Source organism: Sporomusa rhizae (genome assembly GCF_041428845.1).
Lineage (GTDB): Bacteria > Bacillota > Negativicutes > Sporomusales > Sporomusaceae > Sporomusa > Sporomusa rhizae.
The window spans coordinates 2834284-2855055 of record NZ_CP156925.1 but is presented as its reverse complement, the minus strand read 5'-3'; the positions used below and the strand labels follow the sequence as shown (position 1 = coordinate 2855055).

Below are 20772 nucleotides of genomic sequence, written 5' to 3'. Positions count from 1 at the left end.
ACAGATTCAATACAAATACATTCATTTTAAATTGTAATTAGGCCAAGGACTAGATTCGCTAATCATTATACCATAAAACGACTCATGATAGGGTATATGTTTATCTGCAGTTCGCATTATTAAATTCGTTATGTTATAATACGGCGTAATATGGGAAAAAGTACTAATGTATTGTAAAATAGCCGAGCTTTAACATAGAGTGGCTAAAATTGACAATATGCTTATATTGCGGTATAGTTAAAATAAAATAATAGCAAAAAAAAGTGATGAGTAGGAAAAGTAAGTCAGAATAGCTTTTTAGAGAGCTGGGGGCTGGTGAAACCCAGTAAGCTGGCTGACTGAAATACACCTAGGAGCAGCAGGTTGAAAACATATTTGTTAGTAAGCCGAGCCGGTACGCTACCGTTATATAGCAGAGAAGAAGTTTTTAACTTCGCTTGAGTGGCTATTTAGTAGCAACAAGGGTGGTACCACGGGTTTATAGTCCCGTCCCTAACCAGGGACGGGATTTTATTATTTTTACCGGTCTTGATCCGGGCAATTAAGGAGGATATAACAATGTCTGTATTAGATATTCTTAAAGAACGGGGCTTTGTTCAACAACTGACCCATGAAGAAGAAATTGCGGAGTTATTAGAAAAAGAAAAAATCACATTCTATATTGGTTTCGATCCTACTGCCGATAGTTTGCATGTAGGACATTTTCTGGGAATGATGGTAATGGCGCATATGCAGCAAGCCGGTCACCGCCCTGTTTGTCTCATTGGTGGTGGAACGGCAATGATTGGAGACCCTTCGGGGAAATCGGATATGCGCAAAATGTTGACCAGAGAAGATATTGAGCACAACGGCGAACGGTTTAAAAAGCAAATGCAGCGGTTTATCGATTTTACTGATGGCAAAGCATTGATGATGAATAATGCTGATTGGCTGCTGGATCTCAACTACGTTAAGTTTATTCGTGAAATCGGTGTTCACTTCTCCGTTAATCGAATGCTTACAGCAGAATGCTTCAAGCAACGGCTGGATAAAGGATTATCGTTCCTGGAATTTAACTATATGCTAATGCAAGGGTATGACTTCCTGGAACTTAACCGCCAGTGCAACTGTGTAATGCAGATGGGCGGTGATGATCAATGGTCGAACATTCTGGCCGGTGCAGATCTTATCCGTCGTAAAGAAAGCAAACCGGCGTATGGATTAACCTTTACTTTATTGACCACTAGTGATGGACGCAAGATGGGCAAAACCGAAAAAGGAGCTCTCTGGCTGGATGCTGAGAAAACATCCCCCTATGAGTTTTACCAATACTGGCGTAATATTGATGATGCGGACGTAGAGAAATGCTTGGCACTGTTAACATTCTTACCTATGGATGAAGTTCGTCGTTTGGGCGCGCTTAAAGATAAGGATATTAATATCGCGAAAAAAACACTGGCCTTTGAAGTAACTAAATTAATTCACGGCCAAGAAGAAGCAGAAAAAGCGGCCGAGGCTGCGGCAGCACTGTTTGGTGGCGCAGGAAATCTGGATAATGCTCCAACTGTATCAATTACCAGTGAAACAGTAGGTACAAAGTTACTAGATATCCTCGCAAGCACCGGGATTGTTGCCTCCAAAAGCGAAGGGCGGCGTTTAGTTCAGCAAGGCGGTCTCTATCTTGGCGATACCAAGATCACAGATCCGGACTTTTTACTAACAGCCGACCACTTCAGCAATAACAGCGTTCTTATTCGGAAAGGCAAGAAAAACTACCATCGTATTATTATAGAATAAAAATAATAAAACTGGGTCGCAGCCTGCGACCCAGTTTTATTTTCACTTTTTACCTTCCAAATGATCCTTTGCATCTTCAATACTTGCTTTGTCAACGGGGGCCATCTGCGATTCTGCCATAGCGATCAGTTTTTTTACCATTTGACCGCCAATATGACCTCCCACATGACCACCAATCTTACCTACTTCTTTAGTTGTCATGTTTTCCCAACCAACATTTTCAATCTTATCTTTAAGTCCTAATTCTTCTGCTACTTCAGCCTTTTTCTCATCAAGCACATTTTCATAATTATCAGGTGTTATTTCTTTTTGCATTTCGTGGCCTAAAGTTTCATTGGCAGCTTCTAATTTTAACTTTTGTAAACCGTCCATACAATCACCTCATATAGTAGTATTCCCGCAATTTTATTTTATAATGAACTTTAATTTAGTAACCAACAGCCAACTTACACCATATATATAATAATCAAGATGGGAAAGCCTGAAGGAGGGGGGAGAGATGCGGTTTTCAGTGCGGCGCAAACGTACAATACCACTCTTTCCTTTAGTTTCTGTTCTTCTAGGAATTCTGGTGGGGTTTACTTTCTGGCAGGTTGAAAACCACCTAAAGCCTACCCTGATGGCGATTGCAGAAACACGGGCAACACTCATTGCAACCCAGTCAATTAATAATGTTATTAATAACAGAGTAAGCCTTACTGTTGATCCTAAGACACTGGTAAATGTTACCGTTGATGAACACGGGCGAGTAGTTCTTATCCAGCCTAATACCATGGAATTCAACAGATTAGCTGCTGACACTACCATTAAAGTACAAGATGCTTTAAAAGAGATAACTGAAGAAAAAATAGATATTCCTATTGGCCAAGTGTTAGGAAACCAATTACTGGCAAGTATGGGGCCTAAAATTACAGTTACTATAATTCCTGTAGGGACAGTTCAGGTTAAAGTAGTAGATAAATTTGAACAAGCCGGTATTAACCAAACCAGGCATATGGTTTATTTGGTTGCGACTACCCAAGTCCGCATCGTTGTTCCGCTGGTAAGCCAAAGTGTTAGCGTCAATACACAAGTGCCAATTGCCGAGTATGTTGTTGTTGGTGAAGTACCTAATACATATGTACAATTCCCATTCCCGTTTGACAGTGAGTTGCTAAATGGCGGCAATAACAACAATAATGGTACTCCTAAGGCCAATAATTAACCAGAATTAGAATTTGTTATAATTGAATAGTTATGATCATCTCAACGTAAGCCACAGGTAAGTAATACTTACTGTGGCTTTACTATTTCATTCCTTGTACTGTTGGCTGGAGAAAGTTTGACACAAGGTAAATCTGTATGATAATGTATATAGCATCGTCGATACAGCAATAATCCAATAAATACTATTTGACATGTTATTATAAGCATGATAGTATATGTAAACGTCGCCGATGCGACAGTATTATGCTCCGATGTGTTCCCTGAAAACTGAACAATGTAAGTAATGCATCATAGCGTACTATCGTATGAGCTTCATAATATGCATGGCTGTATAGGCCGTCATGTTATGGCGTCTCAATACAATGTACGGAAAGCCAGATGTGCGGTGCTCATTGAGCACACAAAAACAATTTCTTTTTTTTGAATTTATGAGCCAACAAATGGCTCCATAATAATGAAGTCAAAAATGACTTTGAACTTTTGCCTGTCTCTTCTGATATAGTAGTTTATCTGCTTATCGAGATAGCAGCCGGCAAATAGCAATAAGGCATATAGACGGCATACAATTTTATGGAGAGTTTGATCCTGGCTCAGGACGAACGCTGGCGGCGTGCCTAACACATGCAAGTCGAACGGTCTGCTGTTCAACACCGAGAGTTTTAGTGATGGTGAATTCCGACAGCGTCAAGCGCGAACGAAAGAGAGTGCTTCACGCAAGGAAGTCGAGCTTTATTGCCGTCCATGGCAAGCTCGACATTAGACCCATCCAGGGTCGTCACAACACAAAAGCCTTGGGTGTTGAATAGCAGATAGTGGCGAACGGGTGAGTAACGCGTAGATAACCTGCCTCTAAAATGGGGACAACACCGCGAAAGTGGTGCTAATACCGAATGTGGTATCTTTATCGCATGATAAAGATAAGAAAGATGGCCTCTATATATAAGCTATCGTTTAGAGATGGGTCTGCGTCTGATTAGCTAGTTGGTGAGGTAAAGGCTCACCAAGGCGACGATCAGTAGCCGGTCTGAGAGGATGAACGGCCACACTGGGACTGAGACACGGCCCAGACTCCTACGGGAGGCAGCAGTGGGGAATCTTCCGCAATGGACGAAAGTCTGACGGAGCAACGCCGCGTGAGTGAAGAAGGTTTTCGGATCGTAAAACTCTGTCGTTTGGGACGAACGTGCTTTGGGTAAATAATCTAAAGTAATGACGGTACCAAAGGAGGAAGCCACGGCTAACTACGTGCCAGCAGCCGCGGTAATACGTAGGTGGCAAGCGTTGTCCGGAATTATTGGGCGTAAAGGGCGTGTAGGTGGATTCTTAAGTCGTGTGTCTAAGTGCGGGGCTCAACCCCGTATAGGCGCAGGAAACTGGGGATCTTGAGTGCAGGAGAGGAAAGTGGAATTCCCAGTGTAGCGGTGAAATGCGTAGATATTGGGAGGAACACCAGTGGCGAAGGCGACTTTCTGGACTGTGTCTGACACTGAGGCGCGAAAGCTAGGGGAGCGAACGGGATTAGATACCCCGGTAGTCCTAGCCGTAAACGATGGGTACTAGGTGTAGGAGGTATCGACCCCTCCTGTGCCGGAGTTAACGCAATAAGTACCCCGCCTGGGGAGTACGGCCGCAAGGTTGAAACTCAAAGGAATTGACGGGGGCCCGCACAAGCGGTGGAGTATGTGGTTTAATTCGACGCAACGCGAAGAACCTTACCAGGGCTTGACATTGAGTGAAAAACTTAGAGATAAGTTCCTCCCTTCGGGGACACAAAAACAGGTGGTGCATGGCTGTCGTCAGCTCGTGTCGTGAGATGTTGGGTTAAGTCCCGCAACGAGCGCAACCCTTATCCTTTGTTGCCAGCGCGTAAAGGTGGGAACTCAAAGGAGACTGCCGCAGACAATGCGGAGGAAGGCGGGGATGACGTCAAGTCATCATGCCCCTTATGTCCTGGGCTACACACGTACTACAATGGGCTTAAACAAAGCGAAGCAAGCCTGCGAAGGTAAGCCAAACGCATAAACAAGCTCTCAGTTCGGATCGGAGGCTGCAACTCGCCTCCGTGAAGTCGGAATCGCTAGTAATCGCAGGTCAGCATACTGCGGTGAATACGTTCCCGGGCCTTGTACACACCGCCCGTCACACCACGAAAGTTGGAAACACCCGAAGCCGGTGGGATAACCGATTCGACATTGGATTTTCGACATACGATATTCGAAAGGGAAGAAAAACCTACGAAAGTCAAAAGTCGAAGGTCGAATGTCGAACCGGGGTCAGCCGTCTAAGGTGGGGCCGATGATTGGGGTGAAGTCGTAACAAGGTAGCCGTATCGGAAGGTGCGGCTGGATCACCTCCTTTCTAGGGAGAACTGCTCGACGTTCGATAAGAGAGTCCAAGAAGGCGAAGGCTGATTGGTACGAATCGCTTAGTTCTAAGCGGAAGCGAAGAACATCATTAAGTTTATCGACATAAAAATCGAGCTACTTCTAGGTCGGTACATTTGGCAGATGTTAACTCTTACATTGTTTGGTTTTGAGGGAATGAAAAATTACGCTGTTTAAATAAATAGGCAGACCTAACAACATTGTATTCCTGAAAAATGGGGATATAGCTCAGCGGTTCGATCCCGCTTGTCTCCACCAGGAATATCAAAACTTACGAGGTTTTTACTTCGTAAGTTTTTTTCGTTGTACGCCCAGCATGGGCGTCATCTTTAGGGTGAAAGTCCTGAGCGGGGGCAGGCGAGCGCCTACCGTTAGCCAAGAGCAGGGGGGTCTACTGCGAGGCAGAATCTAAAGGAAGCTGGAGGCAAATGCTCGACCCGAGGTACACGAAGCCAATTTGAGGCTGTTTCAGCCGGACGAGTCTCCAACGCAAGACAAAGTCCTAAGCCGCCAAAGGCTGGAGTGTAACTCTGGACGGGTACATGAGCAGAAAGATGACGTTCTTATCTGGGGAGACCTGCATGATAGACCAAGTAACTTGGCAACCGCTATCGAAAGGTGGCGCTGAATCTGGAGGAGTCAACAGAGGCCATAGTATCGTTTATTTTGTATTCCCTGGTTTTCTACAATGCCCGCCGCTTCTTTGACGGCGGGTATTGTCATTTTCGCCTGGTTGAGATGAAGAGTGGATAAATAAAAACTTTGCAACTGCCTAATACTAATTGTTAGTAGTAGAAATGAGCGGAGGAATAAGTATGAACCTAACAGAACATAACATTCGTCTCACGGCGGCTGAGATTGGTAGCCTCTGGATACAGTACATGAATGACAGCATGGCAACATGCACTATAGGATATTTTCTAGAGAAAACCGAAGATACACAAATTAAACCTGTTTTACAGCAGGCATTGTATCTGGCGCAGTCGCACGTGCAGCAAATTAGCAACTTTTTTACTCAGGAGGGATTCCCTATTCCCATTGGATTTACCGCGAATGACGTGAATCTCACTGCACCAAGGTTGTTTTCTGATCCATTTCATCTAAATTACCTTAAAAATATGGCCAAGACTGCGATGCTTGCCTATAGTCTTGCGTTATCATTAGCTACACGGGCGGATGTTCGGAGTTTTACGATGGAGTCGATGAAAACAGCGGCTGACTTAGACGAAATGGCTACGCAAGTGATGCTGTCTAAAGGATTATACGTACGGCCCCCGTATGTTACGGCAGGTAACCAACCTGCATACATTCAAAGCACAGAATATCTCGGCAGCTTTTTTGGTGACAACCAGCGCAGGTTAAGTTCCATTGAAATTATGCACTTATTCTTAAATGCACAGTCTAATGCGATTGCCAAAGCAATATTAGTCGGTTTCAGCCAGGTTGCACAATCAATGGAAGTTCGGCAGTTGTTTGTTCGGTGTGCTGACATTGCCGAAAAGCATATTAAAATATTTACACAGACCCTAGAGGACAGTAATATACCAGGGCCAATGAAATTGGATACAGATATTATGGCGTCTACTGTTGCGCCTTTTTCCGATAAGCTTATGCTATTCCATATTATCGCTCTTACAAACATGGTGCTTGGCTATTACGCGGCTGCTATCGGTGTGACTTTAAGGAAGGATATAAGTGTGGACTACAATCGTTTAGCTGCTGAAATTGAATTATTCTCATATGATGCCATTAGGATTTTAATAAACAATGGATGGGCCGAAGAGCCCCCAATGGCGCTTGACCGTAAACAATTGGCCCTTACGCCATCATAAGGAGTAGCGCTTTCCGATGAGCCAGAGAGGATGAGAAGGAAAAAGGGATAGTCAGGTTAGTATCAGCTTATCTTAGCGGACATTCAAACCTATTTTCTTTGACCGGGGTTTCTGCGGATAGGCGTATAACTGACATCCTGATTTTCCGCCATCTTGATCAGCAGTGCACCGGATTGTTCTTCCGCTTCGATTTGGCTTCCCGTGGTGAAGCCCAGCTTCCAGAGCCATTGCCTTCGAATGGAGATGCCTACTTTAAAAAATTGAATGCCTTAGTTCAAGAGCAGGAAAAGTCACAGAGAGAAACAAAGCGCAAGTAATCTATGAGCTAAGGCATGAATTCAAGATAGTTGAGCTTATCAAAATAGCCCAAATACCCCGTAGTACTTATTATTATCATACAAAAAAGATGAGTAAGCCCGATAAATATGACCAAGTCAAAGAACAAATACAGCATATCTTTCATGAATATAATAATCGCCGTATCAAGGCGAATTTAAAAGGAATGAGTCCTGTTAATTACAGAACTCATTCCCTAAAATCTGCTTAATTTAATTTTGTCTAACTTTTTGGGTTCAATTCAAGCCAAGGCATGCGGTTGTTTCTTAACAACCCAACTGAGGCTAATCGTTTCCGGTTAGACAATCTGCGGGGATGGCGTGTATCGAGCACGTCAGTCCTTTTCTAATATTATACCCATTTGCCGGAGAATATTCACTGCTGAAAAAATGAATTCAATCTATATTATTGTTTTGTCGAACGATTTTTCGTCAAATACCCTTGAAAAATTTCCTAAATATACTATACTTAGAAATGGATGGCAATTGAAAATCGTCGCGACCTGAAAGTGTTGACGCACTTTCAGGCACGCGCAGGTGAAAAGCCCACCTACACGTAACAGTTTCCTGTCCACGACGACAATATTAATTATAACCAATTATTTCCTGAAAAACAAGCAAAGGTATGTTTGGTTATAACAGGTTGTTGCTGTGGCACGGGCTGTTCAGTTGCATGCAATGGAAAACGCATAGGAATATGCAAACGCAGAAATCAAGTCGCATGTGTAGGTAGTAAGCCTAGCATGCGATTTTCAATTCCTCCAGAAAAAACAGGCTACTCGCGGACATATTGTCCGCGGGCGGTCTGGAATCTTGGAGGGAATATAGAAATGGAAGAGCAGAGAAAAATATACCGGTTGAATTCGGTAAGCAGTATTTATCGAGACAAGAATTTGATACCGTATATTCGGCTGGAAGGCAAGTGGTTGAGTAGTTTGGGGTTTCAGTATGAAGAACGGGTTCTGGTGGAAGCAGAACCCGGGCGGGTAGTGATAAGGGCGATTAATTGGAAATAGTAATATAAAGCTCCAGCAATTTTTGAGAAAATTTTGCAGGAGCTTTTATATTATAAGGTAAATATAAACTCTAAAGATTTTTTTGAATGGGAAAGATGGGATTTGATGATATTACTAATCACTTTTAACTAAAAGGGGGATACTATGATGCTAACTGTGCAAAAACGCTTGATCGATTTCTTACTGCCTCATGCAAAGCAGGTAAAGATTAATGATGTACGCATCGGCCTCGGGTTTACTGCCGTAAAGATAGAAAGTGGTCATGGGGGAGTAGCGTGGACTCCGAATTCGCCTGCGACCAGTTGTACCCATTTCGCAAGCGCCGGAACCCTTGTTGGCCGGCCTGCACAAGAAATGCTATCCATGCTCGGTGATGAAGTCTCCGACTTGGCGCGAGCACTGGGCTTGGCAACGGCAAATGCTTTACTGGCCACTTTACCAGCTCCTCGTTCCCTAAAAGAAGACATCATCTCATCGCTCAATATTTCGCAAAATGACCGGGTAGCTATGGTTGGATATTTTGGCCCAATAATAGCCCAATTGCGCAAAACCGGATGCCAGCTCGACATTCTGGAACTGAATGATAACCACGCAGAAACGCTTCCTCCTGAAAAGGCCGGTACTGTCTTATCTCAGTGTACCATAGCTATTATTACAGGCACTTCGCTTATTAACGGAACCTTTGATGAACTTATTAGCAAACTTGGAAAACCGCGTGCAGCGGTATTATTAGGACCGTCCTCGCCCCTGTGCAGTGCCGTCTTCCATGATACCAAAATCACTCATGTGGCTGGCTCCCGGGTACGCAATACTGATGCGATTCTACGCATTGTTTCCGAAGGGGGCGGTACTATGCTTATGAAGCCGTATCTTGATTTTGAGACAGTGTTAACTATTTAAAAAATATATAATCACAATACTGTTGTGATGCATATACAAATCAAGGGTTTCCCCTCTTGCTATTACTGCGTAATTAAGTATTTCACTGCATAGCCTAAATTTATTAAATTGTAAAGAAAAAAGGACTTTCATAAGTGAATTAGCAAAATTGCGCTTTGCCAATTCCTTGCTATTATGTTACAATATTGCCGATTCACATAGTCTGAGAGGAGTATTACAATGTCAGGACATTCAAAATGGGCGAATATTAAACACAAAAAAGGTAAGATGGACGCTGTACGCGGCAAAGTTACAACCAAAATAAGCCGTGAAATTACTGTGGCAGTACGTATGGGTGGTTCTGACCCGACTGGTAATATGCGCTTAAAGTTGGCGTTGCAAAAAGCCAGAGAAAATAATATACCAAAAGAAAACATCCAAAGAGCTATACAAAAAGGGTCGGGTTCTTTAGAAGGCAGCAATTACGAAGAAATCAAATATGAAGGTTATGGTCCTGGCGGCGTAGCTATTATGGTAGAAGCTATGACCGACAATCGTAACCGGACAGCTGCTGATGTAAGACATTTGTTTTCCAAATACGGCGGAAATCTTGGCGAATCCGGCTGTGTATCCTGGATGTTTAAACAAAAAGGGGTATTTGTCGTTGATGGCGAGGGTCTAAATGAAGAAGAATTAATGCTCATGGTCTTAGACGCTGGTGCAGAAGACTTTGAAGCAGTTGACGATCAATTTGAAATAACTACCGACCCGGATGATTTTGAAACTGTACAAGAAGCTTTAGAAAAGAACGGTATCAAAACAGAGGTTGCGCGGATTACCATGGTACCGGAAACAACTTCCAGCTTATCTGGAGATGATTCCGTAAAAATGATGAAATTATTGGATGCCTTGGAAGATCACGACGATATCCAAGAAGTTTATACTAATTTCGATATTCCGGAAGAATTGGAAGATTAATTAGCAGGCATAGCCTGCTTTTTTATTTTCAGGCTATGGTACGTTAGTATATTTTTTGTATAATTTGGCAAAACTACTGGCGACACTAGAGAGAAAGGAGTGTTGTTAGTATGTTGTCAAAAATTATTGCGAAATTTACTTCCTTACGCCAAATAAAAATATTTGGTAAACCCATCCCGGTTAAGCCTATCCTAATTGGCGGCCTAATTTTATTATTATCCGGTATTGGTTATTCGGTTTTTCAGTTTAACAAAAATATAACTATCCCTGGTCCGGAGCTAGGAACTGAGGCTGTAAAAAAGGATGGAAAAATTAAAATTTCAGCTGATACAAATATTGTGCAAAAGATTACCTATACTAAGTGCAAAGATGAAGAAGTATTTCAGACTAAACCACCGGATAACTTAATCGGTCTCAATTTTAATCAGGTTCAAAAAATCTATTCAGGCTGGGCTATCGATAAATTTGATACTAAAGAAGTAGAAATGACGTTGAAAGTTGATAGTTTATGCCGCGAACATGCCAACAATATGTTTATTGGTATTAAAGATGGTTATGTCGCTGTTTTCCATGGTGTTCCCGGACCAAAGGCATTGATAAAGGAAGTAACCAAGATTCCAGTCACCGGTTTAATGCCGCAAGACGTACAGGAGTTGAACCAGGGTTTAGTCGTACAAACAAAAGAAGAACTTCTAAGGACACTAGAGGGAATGCAAGCACGCTAAGAGAGGGAAACCTCTCTTTTTTCTTATAGTAACAGGAATATAAGGTAAACCCGTCGAATGTAGGCTGTAAAGGGGGCAGCACATGATAGCATTAGGAATCGACCCCGGCACAGCAATATGTGGTTATGGATTGGTCGAAGCACAAGGAAGCAGATTAAAGGCGCTAGCGTACGGTGTTATAGAAACTACACCCGACATGGAAGCAGCTATGCGGCTAAAAAAGATACATCAGGAGATTGATCGTCTTATAAAACTATATACTCCGGATATTATGGGCGTAGAGCTGTTGTTTATGAATAAAAATGTACGCACGGTTATGGCTGTAGGACAAGCCAGAGGTGTTGTTCTTTTGACTGCAGCCCAAAATGACCTTCGGCTGGCAGAATTTACACCGCTACAGGTGAAACAGGCAGTTACCGGTTATGGCAAAGCAACTAAAGAACAAGTTATCTACATGACGCAACGACTTTTAAATTTACCAAACAAACCGCATCCTGATGATGCCGCAGATGCTTTAGCTGTAGCAATTTGCACCGTGCATTGCGGAAGTATAAATAAAATGAGGGTATCGAATGATAGGTTATGTTAAGGGAATAGTTACTCATTTATTTACCGACTATTGCTTTGTTGATGTACAAGGTATTGGTTATCGGGTTTTTATACCAAACTCTACTCGTCAGAAGTTAGCAATCGGTCAACCGGCAACATTATTTACATATCTTAATGTTCGCGAGGACGCTCTAACCTTGCATGGTTTTTATACCAAGGAAGAATACGAATTATTTTTGAGTCTCATCTCAGTGGCAGGAATCGGACCAAAAGTAGCTGCGGGAGTTCTTTCTGCCATTACACCGCAGAATTTTCGTTCAGCTGTCGGCGCAAATAATGCCGCAATGTTGACTAAATTGCCCGGCATCGGTAAGAAAACAGCTGAGAGAATTATCCTGGAACTAAAAGATAAAATCGGTATTACCAGTACTGATTTTGCTAGTACCGACTCTGGGCAACTATCACCAGATACAACGGGGCTTGGAAACGTTATGCAAGAAGCCATACTAGCGCTTGCTGCTCTGGGATATAACAATGCTGAAATTACTCCGGTTATTAAAAAAGTCTTTGAACGGGAGAGCAAAACACAAAAAGAACTGTCAGTAGAGCAACTAATTCGGTTTACATTAAAAGAATTTGGCCGGAGGTAATTAGGAGGAGATTTAACTGGTGGAAGAACAACGAGTTTTGGCACCAGATGAGCAGGACGTTGATTCATGGCAATATAGCCTGCGGCCTCGCCGTCTGGTTGAATATATCGGACAAGATCAAGTAAAAAATAACCTGTCTATTTTCGTCCAGGCTGCACTTGCCCGTAATGAAGCGCTAGATCATGTATTGTTATATGGCCCGCCAGGATTGGGCAAAACTACATTAGCTGGAATTATTGCGAATGAGCTTGGCGTTAGCTTTCGGATTACTTCAGGCCCGGCAATTGAGCGCCCGGGTGATTTAGCCTCATTGTTAACTAACCTTGGCGAAAAAGATGTATTGTTTATTGATGAAATTCATCGCTTATCCCGAGCTGTCGAAGAAGTATTATATTCGGCGATGGAGGACTATGCGCTTGATATTATAATTGGCAAAGGGCCATCTGCCCGTTCCATTCGCTTGGATTTACCTAAATTCACTTTGGTCGGAGCGACAACCAAAGCCGGTGCATTGGCAGCTCCGCTTAGAGACCGTTTCGGGGTCATTTGTCGTCTCGAATATTATGAAACAGAGCATTTAGAGTGTATCGTTAACAGAGCAGCTGAGATTTTAAAGGTTGATATCGAACCCCGCGGCGCCCTTGAGATCGCCAGAAGGTCAAGAGGAACACCGCGCATTGCCAACCGCCTGTTAAAGCGGGTACGGGATTTTGCCCAGGTGACAAGTGACGGCATCATTACCGATACTATTGCCGATAAAGCATTAGCCCTGTTGGAAGTAGATAAACGCGGGCTGGACAAAACCGACAGAAGTATGCTTACTGCCATTATCAAAAAATTTAACGGTGGTCCTGTTGGCCTTGATACTCTGGCTGCCTCTATTAGTGAAGAAACAGAAACTATTGAGGATGTTTACGAACCGTTTCTATTGCAAATGGGTTTTATAGCCCGGACACCCCGCGGTCGAGTAGCTACTCCCGCTGCTTATTCTCATCTTAACATACTGTACAAAGACAAAGCCGATACTCAAGAAAAATTGTGGTAGGTGACTTACGATGCGCATGCTCTTACACGTATGCTGCGGCCCATGTTCTGTTTTTCCGGTAAAGCATTTGCTGGAAAAGTATCCGGAATATGAAATTACCGGATATTTTTATAATCCTAACATTCACCCGTATAAAGAATTCGCCAGACGGTTAGACACTCTTAAAGAATTCGCAGAAAGAATAGGGCTTAAAAACCTGATAATTGATGAAAGTTATACTTTAGAAGCTTTTTTGCAGCAAGCATTAACAGCTCCTGGCGGACGTTGCCGTAACTGCTATGATATTCGTATGCAGCAAACAGCACAGTATGCAAAAGAAAATGGGTTTGATTGTTTTAGTACCACATTATTAGTCAGTCCCTATCAGCAGCACGATTTAATAAAAGAATCAGCCGCAGCAGCCGCAGATGCTGCTGACGTAAAATTTTGCTATATTGATTTTCGACCTGGCTGGCAGGAAGGCGTCAAAATAAGCAGAGAATTAGAAATGTATCGTCAGCCTTATTGTGGCTGTGTTTTTAGCGAAAGAGACCGTTATTATAAACCACGGAAGGGGTAAGACTGAATGCTTGGGGGATTCGACTCATTTGGTAAGCTGCTAATGCTAATTGGCTTAATTTTATTGATTGCCGGAGCAGTATTCCATTTTGGGGGTAAGTTTCTAAGTTTAGGCCGGCTTCCGGGTGACATACATTTGGAAAAAGGTAACTTTAGCTTCCATTTTCCAATAGTTACATCAATTATTTTAAGTATCGTACTAACGATACTATTAAACTTATTATCAAGAAAATAAGACACCGGAGGTATGCTAGTGCATAAATATATGCTAAAATGGTTACTGCTGGCTGCTAGTCTGTTAATTATTTTCACTCCAATATCCGGACAAGCTACGACGCCTGTAACACTTGAAGGTGCTTCTAGTCTTGAGCCAACTCTTCGTGTAGGAATTTTGAGCAATCAACAAACTGTTCACATTTCAGCAGACTCTACCTTTGACCTTGTTGCTGCTGGAACAAATACGCTGTTAGGAAGCTTTCGTTCCTATGAAGCAGTAACAATTTCCGTAAACGATAGTGGCTTTACTATTAATGACCTGCCGGTAGCAGCTACAGGGATAAACGTTGTTCAAAAAAAAGATGACGTTATGGTATATATTGAACAATATATACATGTTAATAAGCGGCGCTATCGCGGTGATATAGGTATTCATCGCACTATGGGTAAGGCAGGTATGACCGTTGTTAACACGCTGCCTATCGAACAATATCTATACGGTATAATAAAAAATGAGATTTCTCCCGAGTGGCCAATGGAAGCGGTAAAAGCTCAGGCGGTAGCTGCACGAACCTATGCATTGGCTAATTATAATAAACATAAAGCCGATGGTTTTGATGTGTGTGCAACTACCGATTGCCAAGTATATGGCGGCCGGGAGAGTGAAGCTCCCAGATCTTTGGAAGCGGTAAACGATACAAGGGGTTTGGTGCTGCTTCATAATGGCAAACTAATTACAGCCTATTTTCACAGCAGTTCCGGCGGCTATACTGAAAACAGTGAAAATGTCTGGCAAACATCGCAGCCTTACCTGCGGGGAGTTACTGACTATGACCAAAATTGCCCTTATTTTAAATGGGAAAAAAAGCTGACTTTAGCCGAACTTAATCAGGCTGTAATTAAAGCCGGCTACAATATCGGCGCTCTCAAAGCGATTGAATTATCTCCGCTCGCTGCTCCACCTATTATCAGCAGTGATCGTGGTGTGTCGGGTCGGGTTAAGACAATTCGACTGCTGGGAACTAGTGGCAATATCGAAATTTCCGGGACGAAATTTCGAAGTATGTTGGATTTAAAAAGTACCTTGTTTGATATATCTGTGATATCCAATGAATTTGCCAAACCAGTTCTAGCCAGTACTGAGAAAAAGCTGTCACAGCCGCAAATTTCGTTTGCTTTACCAACTCTGGATAATCCCAATACTCATCTGGTTACCGGGGAACCAGCCGATCTATTAGTAATTAATGGCTCAGGCTGGGGACATGGATTAGGATTATCCCAGTGGGGAGCCAAGGCTATGGCTGAAAAATCACCAACAGGCAGTACCGAATATTTTAAAGAGATATTGAAACACTACTACCAAGGTATAGAAATAAAAAAAGCCTACTAGTAGGCCATAAAGAGGGAGTTACATGCTGGTTTCAGATTTTGATTATTATTTACCTGAGGAACTGATAGCTCAGCAGCCGATAGAACCGAGAGACCAATCCCGGCTGCTGGTGCTTGACAGAAAAACCGGTTCGATTGAACATAAAAAGTTCTATAATTTACCACAATTTTTACAACCAGGGGATACCCTGGTTTTTAATGATACGCGGGTTATACCTGCGAGGCTTTTAGGATTTAAACCGGAAACAGGTGGCAAGGTAGAGGTATTTTTGCTAAACCGTACAACCAAAGATGATTGGGAAGTCCTGGTTAAACCCGGAAAAAGAGCCAGACCGGGAACCGTTATTGAGTTTAGTGAGAAATTACGTTGTGAAGTAATTGATACCACCGATTTCGGTGGCCGCGTGGTCCGATTTTCCTACCAGGGAATATTTGAAGAAATTCTTGATGCGCTAGGAGAAACGCCATTACCTCCTTATATTAAGGCTCAATTATCTGACAAAGAGCGTTATCAGACTGTATACGCCCGGGAGCGGGGATCAGCTGCAGCCCCCACCGCCGGGCTTCACTTTACCCGTAATCTCATGGAAAATATTGAGAAAATGGGAGTTAACCTGGCTTTTGTTACATTACATGTCGGATTAGGAACTTTTCGTCCGGTAACTGCAGAAAATATTTTAGAGCACGTTATGCATCGTGAATACTATTCAGTGCCGGAAGAAACAGCAGCCATCGTAAACAAAACTCTTGCTGCCGGAAACAGGGTTATTGCTGTAGGTACTACGGCGGTACGCACACTAGAATCTGCGGGAACGAATGGAATTTTGGAAGCGAAAAGCGGCTGGACCGAAATTTTTATTTACCCTGGCTATGAATTTAAAATCGTAAAAGCGCTTATTACAAATTTTCATCTGCCCAAATCAACTTTACTGATGTTAATTAGTGCCTTGGCTGACCGGGAACTTATTTTTAGTGCCTATCAGCAGGCGATCGAAGAACGCTATCGTTTTTTCAGTTTTGGTGATGCCATGCTTATTGTTTAAAATGGAGGTGTAATTGTTGGCTATTACATATGAACTTATTAAACGCTGCTCAAAAACAGGGGCAAGGGTGGGCCGGATCTATACGCCGCATGGCGTGTTTGACACACCTATTTTTATGCCTGTCGGTACCCAGGCCACAGTAAAAGCTATGTCGCCGGATGAGCTAAAAGCTATGGGGGCAGGAATAATTTTAAGTAACACTTACCATCTATATTTACGTCCAGGCCATGATTTGGTAGCCGAAGCCGGGGGACTCCACAAATTTATGCAATGGGACAGGGGAATTTTGACCGATAGTGGCGGATTCCAAGTATTCAGTTTAGGCCCCTTACGTAAAATTACGGAAGATGGAGTTACCTTTCGCTCGCACATTGACGGATCTAAACACTTTTTATCTCCGGAAAAGGCTACAGAGGTACAAATGGCATTAGGTGCAGATATCATTATGGCTTTTGATGAATGTGTTCCTTATCCGGCGGACCATGAATATGCCAGACAATCCACCGAGCGCACAACTCGCTGGGCCGAGCGTTGTAAAAAGGCGCATACCCGCAAAGATCAGGCCTTGTTTGGAATTGTTCAGGGGGGTATGTATAAAGACCTGCGAGCTATGAGTGCTAAGGACCTTGTTGCCCTTGATTTCCCTGGCTATGCTGTTGGCGGTCTTAGTGTCGGTGAACCCAAATCCCTTATGTACGAGATGCTTGAACACACTGTGCCGTTGCTGCCGGATAACAAACCCCGCTATTTAATGGGGGTAGGTACTCCTGATTGCTTGGTTGAGGGTGTAATGTATGGTATTGATATGTTTGACTGTGTTTTCCCAACAAGAGTAGCCCGTAACGGTACTGTTATGACAAGCCGTGGTCGTCTAGTTGTAAAAAATGCCGAGTTTGCCCGGGATTTCCGTCCTATTGACCCTGATTGCAATTGTTATACCTGCCGGAATTTCTCTCGTGCCTATATCAGGCACTTACTAAAAACAGAAGAGATATTTGGACTGCGGCTGACGACTACCCATAATCTGCATTTCTTACTTAACTTTATGAAAGAAATGCGTAAATCCATTCTTGAAGACCGCTTTTTAGATTTTCGGGAAGAGTTTCGGGCTCATTATCGTAAATAATAAGAGGAATTAAAGAAAGCGTGTGGAATATATTGCTAAAGTAACAGGAGGTGATTGAATAATGCCAGAGTTTTCACCCGAAGTAATGCAAGCCATTCAAGCTTCGTGGCCGATTGTATTAATGGGCGTAATTTTCTATTTTTTACTATATCGTCCGCAGAAAAAAGAACAACAACGCCGCCAGGAACTTTTGAATAATCTAAAAAAAGGTGAGCGAGTTGTTACTATCGGTGGATTATATGGTACTATCACTGCAATAAGTGAAAAAGTGGTAACCATTAAGATCGCCGATAAAGTGGAAGTTGACGTATCCCGTTCTGCTGTGAGCCACTTACAAAATCAACCCAAATCCTAATAATGTCACCTTTATTTATGGTGTCGTCCTGAGGACTTGGTATAAAAACCAAGTCTTTTATTAAGGGGAGGGGGAAACATCATGGAAGGTAATAAACAAGCCAAAAAAGATTTGCGTAAAAGTATTTTAGCTGTTAGACGGGACATGACCCTAGAGGAAGTTGCCTCCGGAAGCGATCGTATTGCAGAGCATCTATGCTCTTGGCCGGTATATCAAAATGCTAAAAAAATTATGCTGTATCTGGCAATGCCTGATGAACCTCATTTGGAAAAAGTTATCGTGCATGCACTTGCTGCGGGTAAAACTATTTGCGTACCGCATATGCGTGAAATTAGAGGGTTAATGGATGCTGCTATTATCTCTAATCTAGATGATTTGATTGTGGGACAATTTAACCTTCTGGTACCTAATCCAAACACCCTAAGACTGCTAGAACCAAGCGAACTTGACCTCATTATTGTTCCAGGAGTAGCTTTTGCCAAAGATGGACGCCGGTTGGGAATGGGTGCTGGTTATTATGACCGCTTTTTACCAAAAGCAAACAATGCTAAACTAATTGGCGCAGCTTGGTCGGCTCAAATCCTTGATTCGGTACCGACTGCTCCTCATGATCGTCCAGTAAATTATTTAATTACCGAAAATGGCATATTTACTTGCAAGTAAGGCAAAATGTAATTAGTTGCATTTTGCCTGCATTCTGCCTAACCGATAAGGCTCCATGATATTTGGCAGACAAGGGCTGATTTTTAGATAGATGGAGGATTAGTCAATGTCACAGACTGTTACTATCGCGCAGTTAAAAGTAGATCACGAAGTACAGGTTTATCTCACACGGAGTACCGAATATCTGGGCCACTTAGGCTTTACGGAACATGGACTTAGACATGCTGGAATTGTTTCGGCTTTGGCCTACAAAGTATTGCAGGAGTTAGAATATCCCGCACGTGATTGTGAGATTGCGGCAATAGCCGGTTACTTACACGATATTGCAAATATGATTAACAGGTTTAATCATGGCGGCTTCGGTGCTGTCATGGCTTTTGACATTTTAACCCGCATGCAGATGCCGCCAGAAGAAATTGCCCTCGTAATTTCAGCTATCGGTAACCATGAGGAAGAACGGGGAAATGCTGTTAACCAAGTAGCGGCAGCGCTAATATTAGCAGATAAATCAGATGTTCATCGTGCACGGGTCACTAACCGTGATTTTGCTAAGTTTGAGATTCATGACAGGGTAAATTATGCTGCCGAAAGTAGCAAACTATTAGTTGATAAGACTTCACGCACTATAACACTGGCAGTCACTATTGACACTAAAATTTGCCCTGTCATGGAATACTTTGAAATTTTCTTGCTGCGTATGGTTATGTGCCGTCGGGCAGCAGAATTTTTAGATTGCTCCTTTAAATTAGTGATTAATGACTATGAATTGCTCTAGTTGCAGAATAAATACTTTATGAGCAAAAATGTATAGAGTAAGAATGGAGGAAATGTAGTTGAGGTGGGAGAATTTAACCAAATTTTTGGTTGTTGTTCTGGCAATTCTCGCTGTCGCAGGTTATTACATGCTGCCCTTAGCTTTGTCCATCAAACAGGGGCTTGATTTACAGGGCGGTACTCATGTAGTTCTGGAGGCTTCCGATACTCCGGAATCTAAAGTCAATGACGACGCCATGCAGCGGGTTGTTCATATTATTGAACGCCGGATTAACGAACTTGGTCTTACCGAACCAATAGTTCAACGTCAAGGGGAACGCAGGGTAATTGTGGAACTCCCTGGAGTAAAAGACCCGGAAAAAGCAATTGAAATGCTGGGAAGAACCGCTCTGATGGAGTTTCAGGATGAGAGTGGAAATGTTGTACTGACAGGTAAAGACTTAAAAGATGCCAAGGCGCAAGCGGATCAAAGTGGGCAAAAACTTGTATCCATCGAATTTACCAGCGAAGGCACGAAGAAATTTGCTGATCTGACTGCCAGAAGCGTTGGCAAACATATTGCCATACTGTTGGACAAGCAGATGCTGACTAATCCGGTTGTAAACGAACCAATTCCTAATGGTAAAGCAGTTATCACCGGTAACCGTTCTATGGAAGAAGCAGAAAGACTTGCTATTCTTTTACGGTCTGGTGCTTTGCCGGTTAAACTTGATGTCTTGGAAACGAGAACGGTTGGTCCGTCTTTAGGCGAAGATTCTAAAGCAAAGAGTATGCATGCATTTGTCATAGGTATTGCTTGCGTTGTTACCTTTATGCTGCTTTTCTATCGGCTTTCGGGCTTTGTGGCCAATGTCTCGTTGATTTTGTATGTAATGTTGCTGTTATTTGGTTTAAAATTGCTTAATGCGACGTTAACCTTGCCAGGTATTGCCGGGATAATCCTGTCTATTGGTATGGCCGTTGATGCTAACGTACTCATCTTCGAACGGTTTAAAGAAGAAATCCGTAGCGGAAAAACGCTGCGGGCTGCCATGGACGCCGGATTTAGCCGTGCATTTGCCACCATAGTAGATACAAATGCGACTCATGTCATTGCAGCTGCAGTACTGTTTTTTCTAGGTACAGGACCTATTAAAGGCTTTGCAGTAACTTTGGGGTTAGGGATAATTTTAAGTTTGTTTACCGCCGTTACAGCTACCAGATTTATATTAAAAATGCTCATTCATTCCAATGTAATTAAAAATAGCAAGTTTTTTGGGGTTTAGGGGGGAAA

Annotated in this window: 20 protein-coding genes, 1 rRNA gene, 1 pseudogene and 1 other annotated feature; of the genes and pseudogenes, 21 read left to right on the top strand and 1 reads right to left on the bottom strand. The window is 42.8% G+C overall.

Annotation, left to right across the window (positions count from 1 at the left end):
* The first annotated feature begins 257 nt into the window (after window positions 1-257).
* Window positions 258-497: a binding site (T-box leader), on the top strand.
* Window positions 498-558: 61 nt separating this feature from the next.
* Window positions 559-1776: a tyrosine--tRNA ligase gene (gene tyrS, locus SRRS_RS13400; protein WP_371369578.1), complete on the top strand. Its 1218-nt coding sequence runs from the start codon at window positions 559-561 to the stop codon at window positions 1774-1776.
* 42 nt (window positions 1777-1818) lie between these two features.
* Here tyrS and SRRS_RS13395 read toward each other — a convergent pair whose 3' ends face one another.
* Window positions 1819-2148, bottom strand: coding sequence for a small, acid-soluble spore protein, alpha/beta type (locus SRRS_RS13395; RefSeq protein ID WP_371369576.1), 330 nt, complete (start codon window positions 2146-2148; stop codon window positions 1819-1821).
* A gap of 127 nt (window positions 2149-2275) precedes the next feature.
* On the opposite strand from SRRS_RS13395, the gene yunB reads away from it, so the two are divergent.
* The 20 genes and pseudogenes from yunB to secD all read left to right on the top strand — a co-directional run bounded on the left by yunB (window position 2276) and on the right by secD (window position 20764).
* Complete coding sequence (gene yunB, locus SRRS_RS13390) at window positions 2276-2980, top strand: sporulation protein YunB (protein WP_371369574.1); 705 nt, start codon at window positions 2276-2278, stop codon at window positions 2978-2980.
* A gap of 569 nt (window positions 2981-3549) precedes the next feature.
* Window positions 3550-5340 (top strand): 16S ribosomal RNA (locus SRRS_RS13385).
* An 841-nt stretch (window positions 5341-6181) separates the two neighbouring features.
* Entirely contained in the window at window positions 6182-7198 is a 1017-nt protein-coding gene (locus SRRS_RS13380) for a DUF3231 family protein (RefSeq protein WP_371369572.1), read from the top strand.
* A gap of 256 nt (window positions 7199-7454) precedes the next feature.
* Window positions 7455-7745, top strand: a pseudogene (locus tag SRRS_RS13375) (IS3 family transposase); the annotation flags it as partial.
* 618 nt (window positions 7746-8363) lie between these two features.
* Window positions 8364-8549 (top strand): SymE family type I addiction module toxin, encoded by a 186-nt coding sequence (locus SRRS_RS13370; RefSeq protein ID WP_371369570.1) that lies wholly within the window; start codon window positions 8364-8366, stop codon window positions 8547-8549.
* Window positions 8550-8693: 144 nt separating this feature from the next.
* Window positions 8694-9449, top strand: coding sequence for a Rossmann-like domain-containing protein (locus SRRS_RS13365; RefSeq protein ID WP_371369568.1), 756 nt, complete (start codon window positions 8694-8696; stop codon window positions 9447-9449).
* Window positions 9450-9668: 219 nt separating this feature from the next.
* Window positions 9669-10406: a YebC/PmpR family DNA-binding transcriptional regulator gene (locus SRRS_RS13360; RefSeq protein ID WP_371369566.1), complete on the top strand. Its 738-nt coding sequence runs from the start codon at window positions 9669-9671 to the stop codon at window positions 10404-10406.
* Window positions 10407-10516: 110 nt separating this feature from the next.
* Window positions 10517-11131 carry a BofC C-terminal domain-containing protein gene (locus tag SRRS_RS13355; protein ID WP_371369564.1) on the top strand — a complete coding sequence of 205 codons (615 nt, stop codon included), beginning with the start codon at window positions 10517-10519 and terminating at the stop codon, window positions 11129-11131.
* Window positions 11132-11213: 82 nt separating this feature from the next.
* The gene (gene ruvC, locus SRRS_RS13350) at window positions 11214-11720 is read left to right on the top strand and encodes a crossover junction endodeoxyribonuclease RuvC (RefSeq protein WP_371369562.1); all 507 of its coding nucleotides are present in this window, start codon (window positions 11214-11216) and stop codon (window positions 11718-11720) included.
* Complete coding sequence (gene ruvA / locus SRRS_RS13345; protein WP_371369560.1) at window positions 11704-12330, top strand: Holliday junction branch migration protein RuvA; 627 nt, start codon at window positions 11704-11706, stop codon at window positions 12328-12330. The genes ruvC and ruvA overlap by 17 nt, the downstream gene beginning before the upstream one ends.
* A gap of 19 nt (window positions 12331-12349) precedes the next feature.
* Window positions 12350-13375 (top strand): Holliday junction branch migration DNA helicase RuvB, encoded by a 1026-nt coding sequence (ruvB, locus tag SRRS_RS13340; RefSeq protein WP_371369558.1) that lies wholly within the window; start codon window positions 12350-12352, stop codon window positions 13373-13375.
* 10 nt (window positions 13376-13385) lie between these two features.
* Entirely contained in the window at window positions 13386-13934 is a 549-nt protein-coding gene (locus SRRS_RS13335) for an epoxyqueuosine reductase QueH (RefSeq protein ID WP_371369556.1), read from the top strand.
* Window positions 13935-13940: 6 nt separating this feature from the next.
* Window positions 13941-14168, top strand: a complete 228-nt coding sequence (locus SRRS_RS13330) for a DUF2905 domain-containing protein (RefSeq protein WP_371369554.1) — start codon at window positions 13941-13943, stop codon at window positions 14166-14168.
* A gap of 18 nt (window positions 14169-14186) precedes the next feature.
* The gene (locus SRRS_RS13325) at window positions 14187-15539 is read left to right on the top strand and encodes a SpoIID/LytB domain-containing protein (RefSeq protein WP_371369552.1); all 1353 of its coding nucleotides are present in this window, start codon (window positions 14187-14189) and stop codon (window positions 15537-15539) included.
* A 22-nt stretch (window positions 15540-15561) separates the two neighbouring features.
* Window positions 15562-16581 carry a tRNA preQ1(34) S-adenosylmethionine ribosyltransferase-isomerase QueA gene (queA, locus tag SRRS_RS13320; protein ID WP_371369550.1) on the top strand — a complete coding sequence of 340 codons (1020 nt, stop codon included), beginning with the start codon at window positions 15562-15564 and terminating at the stop codon, window positions 16579-16581.
* A 16-nt stretch (window positions 16582-16597) separates the two neighbouring features.
* Entirely contained in the window at window positions 16598-17707 is a 1110-nt protein-coding gene (gene tgt / locus SRRS_RS13315; RefSeq protein WP_371369548.1) for a tRNA guanosine(34) transglycosylase Tgt, read from the top strand.
* Window positions 17708-17768: 61 nt separating this feature from the next.
* On the top strand, window positions 17769-18062 hold the full coding sequence (gene yajC / locus SRRS_RS13310; RefSeq protein WP_371369546.1) for a preprotein translocase subunit YajC: 294 nt from the start codon (window positions 17769-17771) through the stop codon (window positions 18060-18062).
* Window positions 18063-18143: 81 nt separating this feature from the next.
* Window positions 18144-18725 carry a 5-formyltetrahydrofolate cyclo-ligase gene (locus SRRS_RS13305; protein ID WP_371369544.1) on the top strand — a complete coding sequence of 194 codons (582 nt, stop codon included), beginning with the start codon at window positions 18144-18146 and terminating at the stop codon, window positions 18723-18725.
* Between the two features lie 106 nt (window positions 18726-18831).
* Window positions 18832-19500 carry a phosphohydrolase gene (locus SRRS_RS13300; protein WP_371369542.1) on the top strand — a complete coding sequence of 223 codons (669 nt, stop codon included), beginning with the start codon at window positions 18832-18834 and terminating at the stop codon, window positions 19498-19500.
* A 58-nt stretch (window positions 19501-19558) separates the two neighbouring features.
* Window positions 19559-20764, top strand: coding sequence for a protein translocase subunit SecD (secD, locus tag SRRS_RS13295; RefSeq protein WP_371369540.1), 1206 nt, complete (start codon window positions 19559-19561; stop codon window positions 20762-20764).
* Window positions 20765-20772 lie beyond the last annotated feature (8 nt).